Origin of the sequence: Pseudoalteromonas sp. P80D2 (assembly GCF_036680945.1) — a bacterium.
Classification (GTDB): domain Bacteria; phylum Pseudomonadota; class Gammaproteobacteria; order Enterobacterales; family Alteromonadaceae; genus Pseudoalteromonas; species Pseudoalteromonas shioyasakiensis.
Window position 1 is genome coordinate 381,166 of sequence record NZ_JAZDAR010000026.1, and the last position, 16,631, is coordinate 397,796.

17 protein-coding genes are annotated in these 16,631 nt (G+C 42.9%); 4 read left to right on the plus strand and 13 right to left on the minus strand.

Annotation, left to right across the window (positions count from 1 at the left end; genetic code table 11):
- The 12 genes from VRK28_RS06540 to mraZ are packed head-to-tail and all read right to left on the minus strand — an operon-like array spanning position 1 to position 13,436.
- The gene (locus VRK28_RS06540; protein WP_054561047.1) at positions 1 to 921 is read right to left on the minus strand and encodes a D-alanine--D-alanine ligase; all 921 of its coding nucleotides are present in this window, start codon (positions 919 to 921) and stop codon (positions 1 to 3) included.
- Entirely contained in the window at positions 918 to 2,354 is a 1,437-nt protein-coding gene (murC, locus tag VRK28_RS06545) for a UDP-N-acetylmuramate--L-alanine ligase (protein ID WP_290442290.1), read from the minus strand. The genes VRK28_RS06540 and murC overlap by 4 nt, the downstream gene beginning before the upstream one ends.
- A 17-nt stretch (positions 2,355 to 2,371) precedes the next feature.
- The gene (gene murG / locus VRK28_RS06550) at positions 2,372 to 3,445 is read right to left on the minus strand and encodes an undecaprenyldiphospho-muramoylpentapeptide beta-N-acetylglucosaminyltransferase (RefSeq protein WP_332393618.1); all 1,074 of its coding nucleotides are present in this window, start codon (positions 3,443 to 3,445) and stop codon (positions 2,372 to 2,374) included.
- Positions 3,442 to 4,617 carry a cell division protein FtsW gene (gene ftsW, locus VRK28_RS06555; protein WP_054561050.1) on the minus strand — a complete coding sequence of 392 codons (1,176 nt, stop codon included), beginning with the start codon at positions 4,615 to 4,617 and terminating at the stop codon, positions 3,442 to 3,444. Before ftsW ends, murG begins: the two co-directional genes overlap by 4 nt.
- The gene (murD, locus tag VRK28_RS06560) at positions 4,614 to 5,939 is read right to left on the minus strand and encodes a UDP-N-acetylmuramoyl-L-alanine--D-glutamate ligase (RefSeq protein ID WP_062566492.1); all 1,326 of its coding nucleotides are present in this window, start codon (positions 5,937 to 5,939) and stop codon (positions 4,614 to 4,616) included. The genes ftsW and murD overlap by 4 nt, the downstream gene beginning before the upstream one ends.
- Positions 5,940 to 7,022, minus strand: coding sequence for a phospho-N-acetylmuramoyl-pentapeptide-transferase (mraY, locus tag VRK28_RS06565; protein WP_054552733.1), 1,083 nt, complete (start codon positions 7,020 to 7,022; stop codon positions 5,940 to 5,942). It abuts the gene before it with no gap.
- Positions 7,016 to 8,404, minus strand: a complete 1,389-nt coding sequence (locus tag VRK28_RS06570) for a UDP-N-acetylmuramoyl-tripeptide--D-alanyl-D-alanine ligase (protein ID WP_062566493.1) — start codon at positions 8,402 to 8,404, stop codon at positions 7,016 to 7,018. The genes mraY and VRK28_RS06570 overlap by 7 nt, the downstream gene beginning before the upstream one ends.
- Positions 8,401 to 9,879 (minus strand): UDP-N-acetylmuramoyl-L-alanyl-D-glutamate--2,6-diaminopimelate ligase, encoded by a 1,479-nt coding sequence (gene murE, locus VRK28_RS06575; RefSeq protein ID WP_062566494.1) that lies wholly within the window; start codon positions 9,877 to 9,879, stop codon positions 8,401 to 8,403. The genes VRK28_RS06570 and murE overlap by 4 nt, the downstream gene beginning before the upstream one ends.
- Positions 9,872 to 11,689 carry a penicillin-binding transpeptidase domain-containing protein gene (locus VRK28_RS06580; protein WP_062566495.1) on the minus strand — a complete coding sequence of 606 codons (1,818 nt, stop codon included), beginning with the start codon at positions 11,687 to 11,689 and terminating at the stop codon, positions 9,872 to 9,874. Before VRK28_RS06580 ends, murE begins: the two co-directional genes overlap by 8 nt.
- The gene (gene ftsL / locus VRK28_RS06585) at positions 11,686 to 12,012 is read right to left on the minus strand and encodes a cell division protein FtsL (protein WP_054561056.1); all 327 of its coding nucleotides are present in this window, start codon (positions 12,010 to 12,012) and stop codon (positions 11,686 to 11,688) included. The genes VRK28_RS06580 and ftsL overlap by 4 nt, the downstream gene beginning before the upstream one ends.
- Positions 12,012 to 12,947: a 16S rRNA (cytosine(1402)-N(4))-methyltransferase RsmH gene (gene rsmH, locus VRK28_RS06590; protein ID WP_062566496.1), complete on the minus strand. Its 936-nt coding sequence runs from the start codon at positions 12,945 to 12,947 to the stop codon at positions 12,012 to 12,014. Before rsmH ends, ftsL begins: the two co-directional genes overlap by 1 nt.
- Positions 12,948 to 12,977: 30 nt before the next feature.
- Positions 12,978 to 13,436, minus strand: a complete 459-nt coding sequence (gene mraZ / locus VRK28_RS06595) for a division/cell wall cluster transcriptional repressor MraZ (protein WP_054552739.1) — start codon at positions 13,434 to 13,436, stop codon at positions 12,978 to 12,980.
- A gap of 460 nt (positions 13,437 to 13,896) precedes the next feature.
- Between mraZ and VRK28_RS06600 the strand changes: the two genes are divergently transcribed.
- From VRK28_RS06600 to VRK28_RS06615, 4 genes are all read left to right on the plus strand, one after another.
- Complete coding sequence (locus VRK28_RS06600) at positions 13,897 to 14,238, plus strand: hypothetical protein (RefSeq protein ID WP_054561058.1); 342 nt, start codon at positions 13,897 to 13,899, stop codon at positions 14,236 to 14,238.
- Between the two features lie 5 nt (positions 14,239 to 14,243).
- Positions 14,244 to 14,690 carry a hypothetical protein gene (locus VRK28_RS06605; RefSeq protein ID WP_062566497.1) on the plus strand — a complete coding sequence of 149 codons (447 nt, stop codon included), beginning with the start codon at positions 14,244 to 14,246 and terminating at the stop codon, positions 14,688 to 14,690.
- Positions 14,690 to 14,947 (plus strand): hypothetical protein, encoded by a 258-nt coding sequence (locus tag VRK28_RS06610; protein WP_054561060.1) that lies wholly within the window; start codon positions 14,690 to 14,692, stop codon positions 14,945 to 14,947. The genes VRK28_RS06605 and VRK28_RS06610 overlap by 1 nt, the downstream gene beginning before the upstream one ends.
- Positions 14,948 to 15,036: 89 nt before the next feature.
- Positions 15,037 to 15,612, plus strand: a complete 576-nt coding sequence (locus VRK28_RS06615) for an AAA family ATPase (protein WP_062566498.1) — start codon at positions 15,037 to 15,039, stop codon at positions 15,610 to 15,612.
- 40 nt (positions 15,613 to 15,652) lie between these two features.
- On the opposite strand, the gene VRK28_RS06620 is transcribed toward VRK28_RS06615, so the two are convergent.
- Positions 15,653 to 16,624, minus strand: coding sequence for a glutathione S-transferase family protein (locus tag VRK28_RS06620; RefSeq protein ID WP_062566499.1), 972 nt, complete (start codon positions 16,622 to 16,624; stop codon positions 15,653 to 15,655).
- Positions 16,625 to 16,631 lie beyond the last annotated feature (7 nt).

Genomic DNA, 16,631 nt, shown 5'->3' on the forward strand with positions numbered 1-16,631 from the left:
TTAAAGGGTTTGCTCCAAAATGCGAACAACTAATTGCTCAAAGCTTGCACCATTAGCTTTTGCTGCCATTGGTACTAAAGACTTTTCTGTCATGCCTGGTACCGTATTTACTTCTAATAAGTAAAAGTTACCTTGTTGATCACGCATTGCATCAACACGACCCCAACCACTTGCACCGACTAAATCAAACGCTTTTAATGCCATATCTTGCAACAATTCAGTTTCTTGCACAGATATATCTGCAGGGCAATGATACTGAGTTGTATTCGATTGATACTTAGCTTGATAGTCATAAAAACCATTTGGCGTCGTCATCTCAATGACAGGCTGAACATCTTGCCCGAGTACAGCAACAGTAAATTCACGGCCAGTGATCCATTGCTCAACAAGCACTTGGCTATCAAACTTAAATGCAGCGTTAAGCGCAGCATCGAGTTGCTCCGCACTGTTTGCTTCTGCCATTCCAATGCTTGAACCTTCATGTGACGGTTTCACCATCACTTTACCAAATTCATTAATAATCGCTTGGCTATCAAACTCATGGCGGCTATCAACAACAGCATAAGGTGCAGTGCTCAGCCCCATTGCTTTAAATAAATGCTTACAACGTACTTTATCCATCGCAAGCGCAGAACCTAAAACATCACTGCCTGTATATGGAATACCCATAAACTCAAGTGCACCTTGAATAGTGCCATCTTCACCACCACGACCATGAAGGGCAATGAATACACGTTCAATGTTTAATTCTTTTAATTGCCATAACGGCTGATCTTTCGGATCAAAAGCAATGGCATCAACGCCAGCACTTTGCAAAGCATTCAATACAGCTTGGCCTGATTTAAGAGATACTTCTCTTTCGGCAGATGTGCCGCCGAAAAGTACCGCTACTTTGCCAAATTTGTCACTTAACTGGCTCATACGTTTACCTGCTTTAGTTGTTCAATAGACAACTCGGTTGCTGCTAACTTTTTCACTAACTGGCCTATGTTACCAGCGCCTTGTGTTAAAACTAAATCATTATCTTGCAGTGTACTGGCAAGGACACCAGCAAGCTCAGAGTTACTAGCAACATGTAATGGCTCTTTACCACGCTGGCGTAAACTACGACATAAACTCTTGCTGTCGGCTCCCACGATTGGCTCTTCACCCGCTGAATACACATCTAGCAGTAATAACTGATCAACATCAGCCAGTACTTTGACAAAGTCTTCGTATAAATCACGGGTTCGACTATAACGGTGCGGCTGATAAATCATCACTAAACGTTTATCTGGCCACCCTTCACGAACCGCCGCAATCGTCGCCGCAACTTCTGATGGGTGATGACCATAATCATCAACTAACATGACATTGCCGCGCTCATTTTCAAAGCTTCCGTAATGCTGAAAACGACGACCCACCCCTTCAAATTTTGTTAGCGCTTCTAAAATTGCATGGTTAGCGATGTTTTGATCTTTAGCGACCGCAATCGCTGCAGTCGCGTTAAGCGCATTGTGCTTACCCGGCATATTAAGCGTAACTGCTAGGCTTTCACCTTGCTTATTTACAACATTAAATGAACAAGTATTCGCTGTTTGGCTAAAATCAACCATGCGGTAATCAGCTTCTGCCGACTCACCATAGGTAATAACAGGACGCCCAAAACGAGGGATCAGCTCTGCCGCAACCTCAGAATCAATACACACCACAGCTAAACCATAAAACGGTAAGTTATGAATGAAATCAACATAGGTGTCTTTCATTTTTTCTAAGCTACCGCCATACGTATCCATGTGATCTTCTTCAATATTCGTGATCACAGATACCATAGGCTGTAAATGTAAGAATGACGCATCGCTCTCATCAGCTTCTGCAATTAAAAAGTCACTTTTACCGACCTTGGCATTACTACCAGCACTGTTTAGCAAGCCACCAATAATAAAGGTTGGATCAAGGCCTGCTTGTGCATAAATACTCGCGATTAAACTCGTGGTTGTTGTTTTACCATGAGTGCCTGCCACTGCAATACCGTGGCGAAAACGCATTAATTCAGCCAACATTTCTGCGCGGCGAACAATAGGAATACGCGCCGCTTTTGCTGCTTTAATCTCAGGGTTTTGCTCGTTAATCGCACTTGATACCACCACCACGCTGGCATCTTTTACATTGTTTTCATCATGACCAATAAATACTTCTGCACCCACTTTAATTAAGCGCTCAGTCATCGCACTGTGCGCAATGTCTGAACCTGTGATGCGGTAGCCTTCAAAAGCAAGTACTTCGGCAATACCACCCATGCCTGCGCCACCAATACCCACAAAGTGGATAGTGTCGATACGACGCATCGCAGGACGAGTGTTGTTTTCTTTCATCGTGCTTTCTTTCACTACTAATCTCTTCTATCTGCTAGTTGCTCACAAAGTTTTGCAACATTGGCTGTGGCATCTAAAATAGCAAGCTGTTTTGCTTTACTTGCCATTGTTGAAATTTTTTCTGGTGCATTTACGTAAGGCGTTAATAACTCAACAACCGCCGCTTGGTTAAACTCACTTTGCTGCATAATCAACGCAGCTTGCTCAGTCACTAAATACTTTGCATTGGCAGTTTGATGGTCATCTACAGCATGTGGAAAAGGCACAAATAAGGCCATTCTTCCCGCTGCCGCAATCTCACTCACCGTTAACGCACCAGCACGGCAAATAACCAAATCGGCCCATTGATATGCACTATCCATATCATCAATAAATTCAGCGACTTTACTATTTTCAGTTAATCCTAACTGTTGATAGCTGGCAGTCACATTCGGTTCATTATTTTTACCCGTTTGGTGCCATATATTAAGCGTTGTTAGCGCTGAAAGTTCACTGAATACAGCAGGTAAAGTCTCATTTAGTACCTGTGCACCAAGTGAACCGCCTACCACCAGCACATTAATTGGTGTCGTTGTTTGCTTAGCAGTGACATTAGCGACACTTGCTCTGACTGGGTTACCCACTACTTCACATTGTTCTTTTGCAAAAGCCGATGGAAAAGCTGCCAGCACTTTGTTGGCAAACTTCGCTAGCCAGCGGTTACTCATGCCAGCAACAGCATTTTGCTCATGAATAACCAAAGGAATTCCTAAGCTCTTTGCTGCAATGCCAGTAGGTCCGGTCACATAGCCACCCATAGCAAGAACAACATCAGGCTTTTGAGCTTTTAAAATTTTACGTGCTTGAAAAATCGCATTCATCACCATAAAAGGTGCTTTAATCAGGCGTTTAATTCCATTTCCGCGCACACCTTTTACATTGATAAAATCAATCTCAATGTTGTGCTTAGGTACTACCGTTGCTTCCATTCTATCAGGCGTGCCAATCCAGCTAACTTGCCAGCCTTGCTGTTTTAAAAAGTCAGCCACGGCAATACCTGGAAAAATATGGCCACCGGTACCACCTGCAACAACAAGTAATTTTTTACTCATCGTTTACCTCCACGTGAGGTTGCCTGCTTAGTCGCCATCTTTGTTTCAAAATCTATTCGCAAAAGTACACCTGTTGCTATGGTCATAATTAATAAGCTAGAGCCACCGTACGAAATAAACGGTAGTGTTAAGCCTTTGGTTGGCAAAATGCCCGCACTTGCACCAACATTTACCATGGTTTGAAACGCAAACCAGATACCAATAGCAAAGGCAAAATAGCCTTCGTACTCTTTGCCACATTGCAGCGCTTTTTGGCCAATTAAAAGGGCTCTGAATACAAATACAGCAAGTACAATCAAAATACTAAATACGCCAAAAAAGCCGAGCTCTTCACCAATCACTGCAAAGATAAAGTCATTATGTGCCTCTGGCAGGTATTGCAGTTTTTGTACACTATTACCTAAACCTTGACCAAACCAACCACCTTGGCTGTAGGCCATTAGCGATTGTACTAACTGATAACCTTTACCAAACGGATCTTCCCACGGTTCTAAAAAGCCTGTAACACGAGCCATACGATATGGTTCAGCGATAATTAGCACCACCACTGCAGCAATACCCGTTAAGATAAGGCCAAAAAACTGCCATAACTTAGCACCCGCTAAAAACAACAAACCAACTGTCGTCACAAACAATACAACTACAGTTCCTAAGTCTGGCTGCATCAAAATCAAAAACGCATACACACCAAATACGGCTAATGGCTTAAAGAAACCTTTTAAGTTCTCTTGTACTTCTTCACGTTTACGCACTAAGTAACCAGCAATGTAGCTAAAGAAATACAGTTTGGCGGCTTCAGCAACCTGAAAGCCCACAGGGCCAATAGGTATCCAACGCTTTGCACCGTTCACTTCACGGCCAACAATCAGCACCAAAACCAGCAAACCTAAACCCAGCAACAATAAATAGGCGTTACTGCGCTTCCACCAATCCATAGGCACGTTAGTGGCAATCCAAAACAAGAAAAAGCCCATAATTAAGAACATGCCATGGCGAATGATAATGTGATACGGATTATCAAATAATCGCTCTGCTGTTGGCATAGAGGCACTGGTTACCATCACAAAGCCAACGCCAATCAACATCAACATGCAATACAATAACGGCACATCATAAAGCTGTGGCGATTGCTTAGGTGTTAATGCTTCACGGATGTCAGCAAATGCAATCATACCGCCTCCGCCAATACGCACTGAGCAAAGTCATCACCACGTTGCATGTAATTGTTATACATATCAATGCTGGCACATGCAGGTGCTAATAAAACGATATCGCCACTGCTGCTTAACTGTTTTGCTAGTTGCACAGCTTCATGCATGTTGGTGGTTAGGTGACCTTTTTCAGTCAGAGCCACTAACGCTTTAGCATCTTTACCAAAACAAACAAGCGCTTTTACTTTGTTGTTTAAGTATGGCTTTAGGGCATCTAAATCAGCCCCTTTTGCATCACCACCGGCAATCACAACTAATTGCTTTGCTTGACCTGCTAAGCTTTCAATCGCAGCGATAGTTGCACCTACATTGGTCGCTTTTGAATCGTTAAAGTATTTTACTTCATTAATTTCAGCAACAAACTGACAACGGTGTGCAAGCCCAGTAAAAGCACTAAACGCTTGCTGGTAATGCTCTTTAGCAATATCAAACGGGCTCAGTAATGCCATCACCGCGAGCGCGTTTTGTTGATTGTGCAAGCCAACAACATTTAAACAGCTTGCTGGTAACACCGGCTTACCGTGTGCTGCAAAGTATTGCTCACCTTGATATTCAACCAAGGCAAAATCTGCATTAGCGAGCGCAAAGCTCACTTGGGGCTGCTTTGCAGTATGCGTTGCCACATCAATGGCATTAACTACCGCAAGCTCAGAGCCGTTATAAATACTTTGCTTAGAGTCAATGTATGCTTGGTAGCTTGGATAACGATCGAGGTGATCTTCGCTCACATTCAATACACAGGCACTTTTTGCTTTTAAGCTGTGTGTGGTATCAAGCTGAAAGCTCGACAGTTCAAGTACATACACATCATAGTCTTGCGATAGTAAATCAAGTACCGCAGTACCAATGTTGCCACCAAGGCCAACTTTATAACCGGCCGCTTTAAGTACTTCAAACGCCAATGTAACTACAGTCGACTTACCATTTGAACCAGTCACCGCAACAATTGGTTTATCGGTTAATCGGGCAAAAAGCTCAACGTCACCAATCACTTCAACACCAGCATCAATCGCTTTTGCTACAGCAGGTGTCGCGAGGCTTAGACCTGGGCTGATGATAATAATGTCATTGCTGGCTAAGTCTGCCTGCTCTAAATCACCAAAGTGAGTCGTTAACTCACTGGCATGCTCATTTAGCCAATCAGCACCCGGCGGCGCTGTGCGGCTATCAACAACAATTGGCTTAATATTCTGAGATAATAAAAAACGCACAATGCCCAGACCGGTTACACCGAGTCCGAGCACTGAAATTTGTTTATTTTTAATCTCGTTAATAACTGTCATTTACCTGATCTTTAATGTCGCAAGGCCAGCAAGTACTAGCACGATTGAAATAATCCAAAAGCGCACAATTACGCGCGGCTCAGGCCAACCCTTTAATTCATAATGGTGGTGAATAGGCGCCATTCTAAAAATACGTTGACCACGTAATTTGTAAGAGCCCACTTGTAAAATCACCGACAATGCTTCCATTACAAACACACCACCCATGATGATAAGTACCAGTTCCTGACGAACCAGCACCGCAATAATACCCAAAGCACCGCCGAGTGCTAATGAGCCTACATCACCCATAAATACCTGTGCTGGGTAGGTGTTAAACCATAAGAAACCAAGTCCAGCTCCCACAATTGCTGTACACACAACCACAAGCTCACTGGCGAGTGGCAAATGCGGAATATGTAGGTAGCTTGAGAAATTAACGTTACCTGTTAAATAAGCAATAATGGCAAGCGCTGCCGCCACTAAAATGGTTGGCACAATCGCTAAACCATCAAGGCCATCTGTTAGGTTTACCGCGTTCGACGTACCTACAATTACAAAGTAAGTCATCACGATATAAAACAATCCTAGCTGTGGTAACACGTCTTTGAAAAACGGCACAACTAATGAGGTTTCGCTGCCTTGCTGCGAGGTAAAATAAAGCGCACTGGCAACCACTAACGCAATCACTGATTGCCAAAAGTATTTCCACTTAGCGATTAAGCCTTTAGGGTCTTTGCGGATCACTTTACGGTAGTCATCAATAAAACCAACTACACCTAACGAGCCCACAACAAATAAGGTTGCCCAAACATATTTATTTGAAAGGTCTGCCCACAGTAATGTGCTGGTAAAAATCGCTCCTAAAATCAAAATACCGCCCATAGTTGGCGTGCCTTTTTTAGATAGGTGTGACTCTGGACCATCGTGACGAACCACCTGACCAATCTGCATTTTTTGTAATGCACGAATTAGCTTAGGGCCAAAATAAAGTGAAATAAGTAGTGCTGTTAAAATACCTAAAATCGCGCGCAGCGTTAGGTAAGAAAAAACATTAAAACCACTGTAATACTGTGTTAAATACTCGGCCAGCCAAACTAACATGACGATACTCCATTGTTGCCATTTTGCTGGCTATTTACTAAATCTGTGACCACAAGCTCCATACGAGAACTGCGCGAACCTTTTACAACAACTGTGGTTTTTTGCGTCGATTGAGCAAGTTCACTTTGTAATTGTTGTAATAATTGTTCACGGCTTGAGAAGTGGCGGTTTGGCTTTTCAAATACATCACTGGCTGACTTGCTTAAAACACCTAAGCTGTATAGCTCATCAATGCCTTTTTGCTGTGCATACTCACCGACTTGTTGATGATAAAAACGCGCTTCTTCACCAAGCTCACCCATATCACCTAACGCAAAAATACGACGCCCTGGCATATCACTTAATAAATCAATTGCCGCCTTAACCGATTGCACATTCGCGTTGTAGGTATCATCAATAACCGTCAATGTGTCTGACACTTTAAGGACGTTTACACGACCTTTAACTTCACCCATGGTTGCCAGCGCCGATGCAACACTTTCGAGGCTTACACCCAGCTCAGTGGTTAACGCGGTGGCTATTAATGCATTTGCAATATTATGTTTGCCCGGTAGTGCCAGTGTGACAGGTACTTTTTTATCTTTATTACAAAGCACAAAAGAAGCACGGGCTTGCTCATCAAGCACCACATCTTCTGCCCAATAATCTAATTGTTGGTTAGTAGAAAAACGTTTTACGTTGCGATCAGTTAATTTATCAAGCCAAAAATCGGCATAATCACTGTCGCAATTAACTACGGCAACACCATCAGGCTTTAAGCCGTCATAGATTTCGCCTTTGGCCGTTGCTACACCTTGTAGTGAGCCAAAGCCTTCTAAGTGAGAAGCTGCAACATTACATACCACAGCAACATCAGGTTTCGTCATTGCAACGGTGTATGCAATTTCACCAATGTGGTTGGCACCTAACTCAATCACCGCATATTGGTGCTGTGGCTCAAGACGTAATAACGTCAGTGGCACACCAATGTCATTATTAAAGTTGCCTTTTGTGGCCAGTACTTCACCGTGGCCTGATAAAATCGCCGCACACATTTCTTTAACGGTCGTTTTACCCACGCTACCTGTAATAGCGATTGTTTTTGGTGCAACCTGTGCCATCACAGCCGCGCCAATTTGGCCAAGCGCAATACGTGTATCACTGACCACAAACTGCACAATATCGACGTTAACAGGACGCGCTACGATGGCAGCTATCGCGCCTTTTTCTTTTGCTTGCGCAACAAATTTATGACCATCAAAATTAGGCCCTTGTAGCGCTAAAAACACTTCACCGTCGCACAAAGTACGGGTGTCAGTGTTAATATTTTTTACCGTTTGATTACCACCTTGGTAATCGGTTGCTAGAACTTTAGCTAGCCAATCAAAATCCATAGGGATCATAACTGCGCCCCTTGCGATTTTTCTTTTAATTGTTGTTGTACATATTGACGATCGCAGAAGTCAATTCGTTGGTCGCCAATAATTTGATAGTCTTCGTGGCCTTTGCCCGCAATTAGAATGACATCATCAGCACCTGCTTGCGCAATGGCATAACTAATAGCCTGCGCGCGGTCTGCTTCACAATGTGCGCGTTCAGGCTGCTCAAGCCCTGCAATCACATCAGCAATAATTGCGTCTGGGTCTTCACTTCTTGGGTTATCACTGGTGACAATAATACGGTCTGCATTAGCTTCAGCAGCTTTTGCCATCATCGGGCGTTTGCCTTTGTCTCTGTCGCCACCACAGCCAAACACACAGCTGACGCCACCTGGAACATGCTTTTGCAATGCTTGTAATGCTAGTGCTAACGCATCAGGAGTATGGGCATAGTCAACAATACAAGTCGGTTGACCTGGCGCACTAAATGCCTGCATGCGCCCAGCAACAGGCTGCAATGATTTACACCCTTCAACGAGTAAATCAAGTGGGTAACCCATACCTAATAAAGTAGCCATTGCAGCGGCTAAATTATATAAGTTGAACTCGCCAAACAGTGTGCAATTAACTTCAGCCTGTCCCCAACTGGTATCGAACTTCGCCGATATACCGGTGTTATCATAGGTTACATCGCTGAAATAAACAAAACGCGCATTTTTAGGCGTTAGGTTTTTATGGCCGTAACAAATTAGGTTATTGAAGTCGTATTTTTCTAACCATGCTTCAACTTGCGCATCATCTTGATTAAGCACCACAAGCTCAGGCATATGGTCACGCATTAACATCAACTTCGCATCACCGTAGGCATCCATCGTGCCATGATAATCTAAGTGGTCACGCGAAAGGTTAGTAAACACAGCGGCTTTAAATTTACACTGATCAACACGTTGCTGAACTAAGCCATGAGATGAGACTTCCATAGCCACAACATCATGCTGTTCTGTTACAAGTTCAGATAAAATACGCTGTAAATCGACGCTCGATGGTGTGGTGTTTGCAAGCTCAGTCAGGTTATCAGGGTGCCCATAACCGAGCGTACCAATCACAGCCGCACGTTTATGACAATGCTGTGCTAAATGCGCGATCATCGCTGTGGTCGTTGACTTGCCATTGGTGCCTGTCACACCCACTAAATCCAACTGCTTTGATGGTTGCTGGTAAAAAGCAGCTGCAAGTGCAGGCAGCTTTTTCGCTAAATCGGTAACTAAATAAAGTGGTTCAAACTCACTTTCGAACTCACATAAACGGTCAGCAATAACTGCCACCGCACCATTTTCAATGGCTTTTTCAATAAACTGTCCGCCATCAAGCTGATGACCTTTTATAGCGACAAATACATCGCCAGCTTTTACATCTCGACTATCAAGACGTAGTTGATTAACCAATAAACTATTGGCCTCAACATCAATTTGATTAAGAATCGGTTTTAAATCACGCATCGTTATCTTTGCCTTCTACGTACGCAACCGCATCTTTATCCGGTGCGACGTTTAGAATTCTTAAAGCATTGGAGACAATCTCTGCAAATGCAGGACCTGCCGTCGCACCGCCGTAATAAACATCTCCACCCGGCTCATTAATCAATACTACTACCGCTAAACGCGGGTTGCTTGCAGGTGCAATACCGGCAAAATAACCAACATACTCATCACCGTAACCACCAACAGCCGCTTTTTTAGAAGTACCTGTTTTACCTGCAGCACGATAACCATCAACATGAACTTTTTGAGCAGTACCACCTTTCTCAAACACGCTTTCCATCATGTGAACAACAGCTTCAACATCTTTTTGTTGAAAAATACGTTCGCCTTCAGGTACCGACTCTTGTTTAAGTACAGTCAATGGACGCATAACACCGCCTGAACCTAACATGGCATAAAAACGCGCCATTTGTGCGGTACTTACTGCTAAGTTGTAACCAAATGATAGTGCAGCAATTTCATGATCAGACCAGCGGCGATTTGGATAAAATAAACCACTGCTTTCGCCAACCATGCCCGTGCCACTGTCGCTGCCAAAACCAACTTTTTGATAAAGACCAACAAAGTAATCTTTTGGTAGCTCTTGGCTGACCTTAGTCACACCCATATTGCTTGAATATTTTAAGATCTCTCTTAAAGTCATCTCACCATGATTACGAGTATCTTGCACAAGGCTACCACCTACTCGCATCCAGCCAGGGTAAGTATCAACAATTGAATCCGGTTGAATTACGCCGTAGTCTAAACCAGCTAAAATGGCTAGCGGCTTAACAGTTGAGCCTGGCTCAAACAAATCGGTGATAGCACGGTTACGACGCTTATGCGGCGCAGCATCTGATAAGTTATTTGGGTTAAACGATGGGCTATTTACCATAGCCAACACTTCACCGGTTTTAACATCCACAACCATGGCTGAACCTGAGGTCGCTTTGTACGATAACACCGCTGATTTCACTGCCTTATAAGCAATTGCTTGAATACGTTGGTCTATACTTAAATGAATACTCTCTGGCTCTACACGCTCGCGCTCATCAAGAACTTCTACTTCACGGCCTTGCGCATCTTTACGAATAGTACGCTGACCTTCAACACCGGTTAAAGCTTTTTCATAAAGCTTTTCGATCCCCTCAATACCATGACCATCTATGTTAGTAAAACCAATAACATGAGCTGTCACTTCACCGGCAGGGTAATAACGTTTTGACTCATCAAGTAAGTGGATACCTGGTAAACGAAGATCACCAATATAGTTAGCAACAGCAGGGGTAACCTGACGTTTTAAGTAGACAAAACGACGCTTTGGATTATCACGAAGACGAGAGTTAATTTTGCTTGGTTCAATACGTAATACATCCGCAAGTTCACGCCAGCGAATATCATTATTGTAATAAGCGGCAATACGTTTATCTAACTCAACAGTGTTTTCAGCAAGCGCTTGTTGATCTTCACCATTTTTACGTGCTTGACGCAGTACCTTGCTGATCAGTGATTTATGTAGTGCCTTAGGATCGGCATACACACTCACCACAGGCACGCTGACTGCCAACTCTTTACCATTGCGATCGAAGATCATACCTCGCTGCACATGTTGTTTTTCAACTCGCACAGTACGTTTATCACTTTCTGAACGCGCTTTATCTGGCTCAATGACCTGTAAAAAAGCGGCACGCGCAACCAGCGTCATAAAGACTAGCAACACCACTGAGCACACGAGCAAAAAGCGCCATGTTATCAAGGTATTCGTTGGCTTTTTCCCTCTGCTTCTCATTGCAGTACCACCACCTGTTCGTCTTGGCTAGTTGGCCGTTTCATTTCTAATTGCATGGTTGCGACTTCTTCAATACGCGCATGCTGCGAATAAAATTCTTCTTCTACAAGCAAGTAACGCCACTCAAGATCAAGTTCATCGCGCTCTTGCAATAATTTATCTTGTTCAATCAATTGTTGACGCGCTAGGTGCGTCACTTGAACCACACTTAAGCTCGAAGCAAGGATCACAACCAACAAGGCCAAGGTCAGCTTATTAGCTCCTAGGCCTTTAAAAATCTCTACAAATAAATTGGGTTGGCGATGTGTCGCTTTAGCTTTCATTACAACCTCTGAGCAACCCTTAACACAGAACTACGTGAACGCGGGTTAGCTTCTATTTCCGCCTTACTCGGCTTAATGGCTTTACCCACTGCCTTTAACGTCAGGTTTTTGTTTATTTGTGCGTCCGTCAAAGGCAGACCTCTGGGTATCGCCTCTCCCTTACTCTGTTTTTTTATAAATTGCTTAACAATGCGATCTTCTAACGAGTGGAACGAAATAACGACTAAACGTCCACCTGGTTTTAAAACGTCAACAGCGGCTTGCAGTGCAGTTTGAATTTCTTCAAGTTCACTGTTGATATAAATACGGATCGCTTGGAATGTACGTGTAGCCGGGTGTTTGTGTTTATCTTTCACTGGCACCGCTTCATCGACTAACTCAGCAAGCTGCTTTGTGCTTGTGATAGCAGTGTGTTCACGTGTTTCAATTATTTTATGAGCGATACGGCGACCAAACTTTTCTTCGCCGTAGGTTTTAATCACATGAGTGATATCTTCAAGTTCAGCTTCAGCGAGCCATTGTGCAGCACTGCGACCACTGGTTGGGTCCATGCGCATATCAAGCGGGCCATCTTTCATAAAGCTAAAACCGCGTTCAGCATCATCAAGCTGTGGCGAAGAAACACCGATATCTAACAAAATACCGTCAACTTTACCGATTAAATCGTTATCTTCGGCAACTGTTTTAAGGTTTGAAAAACGAGTGTGGGCAATCGAAAAACGTGCATCATCAGCAAACTTTTCTGCGGCTTTAATAGCTTGTGGATCTTGGTCAATTGCTTGTAAACGACCTTGCTCACTTAAACGCGCAAGAATTTGTCCAGAGTGCCCACCGCGACCAAATGTGCCATCCATGTAAATGCCTTCGGGTTTAATATCCAAAGCATCTATGGTTTCGTCCATCAGTACAGAGACATGTTCAAATTGCGCTGTCATTAGCTATTTTTTGCCTTTTTATTATTGTGGTTAGAGTGAGAAATTATCGAACTCAGGATTCGCCTCAAAATCGCCTAGGCGTTCAATTTCAGTATCTTGGCGCATTTGTTCATGCCAACGATCTTCATCCCAAATTTCAAACTTGTTCATCAAGCCAACCAACATGATTTTTTTTCCAAGTTCTGCATGTGCGCGTAACGACGGCGCCAGCAAAATTCGGCCATTTTTATCTAGTTGATACTCTGTAGCGTTACCGAGCAGCATACGTTGCATACGGCGAGCGCGTGGATTCATGTTCGAAATCTTTAATAATCGTTCTTCAATTTCGAGCCATTCTGCTAGCGGGTATAACCACAAACAAGGTTCATTTAAGGCCACAGTGCAGATAACCGTTCCCTGATCTTCAGACAAGATCGCATCTCGGTACTTAGTCGGTACCGCAAAGCGTCCTTTATCATCCAAACTCAGAGAGCTCGCACCCCGAAACATAACTTGCCTTAAAAATAGGTTGTTAATCGTTAATGATTATTTCCGATCCAGTTTGATCCACTAAAAACCACTTTTTACCACAGTGCTCCAGTTTAGGGCTTGACAAGCCATTTTGTCAAGTAAGCAGATCATCATAAGCGCCTTGTGAAGCCAGAAAAAATAAGGCCTCAAGCAAAGCCTATGAATTACGTGGGAAAAAGTGGAAAACATCGAAAAAAAATATTTTTTCAATTTTCTTGGCGATGTATTAGGGAAAAATGGTTAATGAATAACCAATGAATAATTACAAAATTATCGAATGTTGTAATTTTTACTTAATCACCCTGCAAGAGTTACGAATGTTCTCCCTCCAATGGCTGATTAAAAATTATAACGCATTGAAAAAGTTAATTTTTATTATTTGGTATGAAGGTTGCAATAGATTAGATACCAATTAAATGGCAATTTTTAAGGAATGATTATGACTACCGCAACTTCTAAATCGAATTCAAGCACAGAAACTAATAGCAGTGCAAACTCGAACGCGGCTCAAGTAGAGGCGCCATTCACAGAAAAAGCAACTGAAGCAGCACATCACGCTGTTGATGCACTTTCAACTCGTGCAGCAAGTGCTGAACATAGTGTTCGCCAAGGCGCATCGAGCTCTGCTCAAACGCTTTCTGAAAAGCAAGCTGTAGCACGCGCTAAAATTAATGAGTACAGTGGTAAAACTCGTAAGCTTGCATCAGAAAACCCACTTGCAACAGCAGGTATTGCCTTTGCTGCAGGCATGTTAGTAACTGCTCTTATTCGTCGTAAGTAATTGTTATGCAGTCTTCTCAATCCACAGATGAGAAAACGCAAGATGCCACTGAACAGCCGTTAAACGCTGATCAGTGGCAAGATCATCTTGCTAAATTATCTGATTACGGCAAACAGCTATACATTGACTACCGTGAACAAACTGGAACTTGTAAAAAGCTTGCAGCTGCTGAGTGGCGCTTATCAACACGCTCACTCGCCTTAACGATCATCCTACTCGTCTGTTTTGCAGGCGGCTTGGTGCTACTTTGGGCTGGTCTACTTGCTACTGTCGGTATCGCAATATTTAGCTTTAGCCAATCATTGTGGTTAGCCGCTATTTCATTGATTGCATTACAACTGATATGCCTTGCATGGCTTTGGAAAAATATTGGTTATGTAAGTAGTAAGATAGGCTTTGATCACACGCTAAAAAGCGTTCGTCAATTATTTAATATTAATAAGGATGAATGATGTTAATTGATTATTTTATTAATAAACCACAGCACAGAGTGACTGAACTAAGCCAACAAATGGATCTACAAGATGAGCTTAAACGTCAACACCATCAAGCATTCAAATACCGTTTAAAACGCTTTGCAGTAAGTAAAGTAGGTATTGCCAGTGCCTTCACTGCGGGAATGGGCTACGAAGCACTTAATAACTCAGACCACAAAGACGGTAAATTGAAACAAGTCAGCCGCTTCAGCTGGTTACTGCGTTTGTTGTGATCTTTATCATGTAATGTTTGCTTTTTACTTCTCTTTGCCACCTATTTTCATTACCTTAAACACAAACGAGCAATTTGTGAGAATGTAAGGTGAAAAAAAGGATTGTATTAACAGGCGGCCCAGGCGGTGGTAAAACAACAGCCATCGATCTATTAAGACGTGAATTTTCTAATCAAATTGTTGTTGTACCAGAGTCTGCGACCATGCTATTCAGCGGTGGTGTAGAACGTGGTGATGCAACTCACCTCATTAAAGCTCACCAACAAGCTATCTTCAGCTTACAAAAACACCTTGAACATATTCAGCGAACCATGCACCCAGATCGTTTAATGCTTTGCGATCGTGGTAGTTTAGATGGGCTTGCCTATTGGCCCGGTGAGCAAGATGAGTTTTTTCAGTGTTTAAACACCAGCCTAGAAATCGAACTTAACCAGTATGATGCAGTGATCTTTTTTGAAACAGCTGCTAAGTCTGGGCAAAGTATTCATTCTAATAACCCTGTTAGAAACGAATCTGATCAGCAAGCTATTTTGCTTGATGACAAACTGCAAGCTGTTTGGTCACAGCACCCTAACTTTAATTTAGTGAAAAGTTCAGAGTCATTTATTCAAAAGGTGATGTTTGGCATCGACACTATCCGCAAGGTCATGGATAGTTATAACTAACAGCTTAATCAGTCATAAAACTGTTAGTTATCAGAATCTATTAACCACGATTATGTGGTCGAGCGTAGTCTATATCAGGCCCTTTTGGCACAACTTGAGTTGGGTTGATCATGGTGTGGCTAAAATAGTAATGACGTTTTATATGATAAAAATCAACGGTCTTACTTACACCTTCAATTTGATATAACTCACGTAAATAGTTGCTGATCGCCGGATAGCTCTCAATAGTACGCAAATTACATTTAAAGTGGCCCACATAAACACTGTCGAAGCGAATTAAGGTGGTAAATAAACGCCAGTCGGCCTCAGTCAGGGTCTCACCCACTAAATAACGATTAGCTGTTAAACGTTGCTCAATCTTATCTAGAGCGGCAAAGAGATCATCAAAGGCTTCCGTGTAAGCTTCTTGCGTTGTCGCAAAGCCTGCACGATACACCCCATTATTAATGTTGTGATAAACAAACTCATTAACTTCATCAATTTCAGAACGTAACGATTGCGGATAAAAGTCGCGTTCATTACCTGTTAGGGCATTAAACGCGCTATTAAACATTCTGATAATCTCAGCAGATTCGTTGCTAACAATACGCTGCGTTTTTTTATCCCAAAGCACGGGAACCGTAACACGACCTGAATAATCGGCTTTGTTACGCGTATAAATTTGATGCATAAATTCGCTATCGAAAAGTGCATCACCGGTGCTGTGATTGTCTTTATCAAAGGTCCAGCCATGCTCTAGCATGTCAGGACTTACAACCGACACACTGATATAATCTTCAAGGCCTTTTAAATGGCGAAAAATCAAAGTGCGATGAGCCCAAGGGCAAGCTAAAGAGACATAAAGATGGTAACGATCTTTCTCAGCTTTAAAGCCCGCATCACCACTTTGCCCTGCACTGCCATCTTCGGTAACCCAGTTACGTAACTGAGCTGCCTCACGTTTGAACTCACCTTGATTGTTATCGGTGTCGTACCATTTATCTTGCCATTGGCCATTTACTAGTAATCCCACAATAACC

Excerpts from the sequence above, each read along its gene's own strand:
- VRK28_RS06605 (WP_062566497.1), top strand. The coding sequence starts at position 14,244 with ATGCAGTCTTCTCAATCCACAGATGAGAAAACGCAAGATGCCACTGAA.
- VRK28_RS06610 (WP_054561060.1), top strand. The coding sequence starts at position 14,690 with ATGTTAATTGATTATTTTATTAATAAACCACAGCACAGAGTGACTGAA.
- VRK28_RS06570 (WP_062566493.1), bottom strand. The coding sequence starts at position 8,404 with ATGATCCCTATGGATTTTGATTGGCTAGCTAAAGTTCTAGCAACCGAT.
- rsmH (WP_062566496.1), bottom strand. The coding sequence starts at position 12,947 with ATGACAGCGCAATTTGAACATGTCTCTGTACTGATGGACGAAACCATA.
- murE (WP_062566494.1), bottom strand. The coding sequence starts at position 9,879 with ATGCGTGATTTAAAACCGATTCTTAATCAAATTGATGTTGAGGCCAAT.
- ftsW (WP_054561050.1), bottom strand. The coding sequence starts at position 4,617 with ATGATTGCATTTGCTGACATCCGTGAAGCATTAACACCTAAGCAATCG.
- mraY (WP_054552733.1), bottom strand. The coding sequence starts at position 7,022 with ATGTTAGTTTGGCTGGCCGAGTATTTAACACAGTATTACAGTGGTTTT.
- murD (WP_062566492.1), bottom strand. The coding sequence starts at position 5,939 with ATGACAGTTATTAACGAGATTAAAAATAAACAAATTTCAGTGCTCGGA.
- VRK28_RS06540 (WP_054561047.1), bottom strand. The coding sequence starts at position 921 with ATGAGCCAGTTAAGTGACAAATTTGGCAAAGTAGCGGTACTTTTCGGC.
- mraZ (WP_054552739.1), bottom strand. The coding sequence starts at position 13,436 with ATGTTTCGGGGTGCGAGCTCTCTGAGTTTGGATGATAAAGGACGCTTT.
- murC (WP_290442290.1), bottom strand. The coding sequence starts at position 2,354 with ATGAAAGAAAACAACACTCGTCCTGCGATGCGTCGTATCGACACTATC.
- VRK28_RS06580 (WP_062566495.1), bottom strand. The coding sequence starts at position 11,689 with ATGAGAAGCAGAGGGAAAAAGCCAACGAATACCTTGATAACATGGCGC.
- VRK28_RS06600 (WP_054561058.1), top strand. The coding sequence starts at position 13,897 with ATGACTACCGCAACTTCTAAATCGAATTCAAGCACAGAAACTAATAGC.
- ftsL (WP_054561056.1), bottom strand. The coding sequence starts at position 12,012 with ATGAAAGCTAAAGCGACACATCGCCAACCCAATTTATTTGTAGAGATT.
- murG (WP_332393618.1), bottom strand. The coding sequence starts at position 3,445 with ATGAGTAAAAAATTACTTGTTGTTGCAGGTGGTACCGGTGGCCATATT.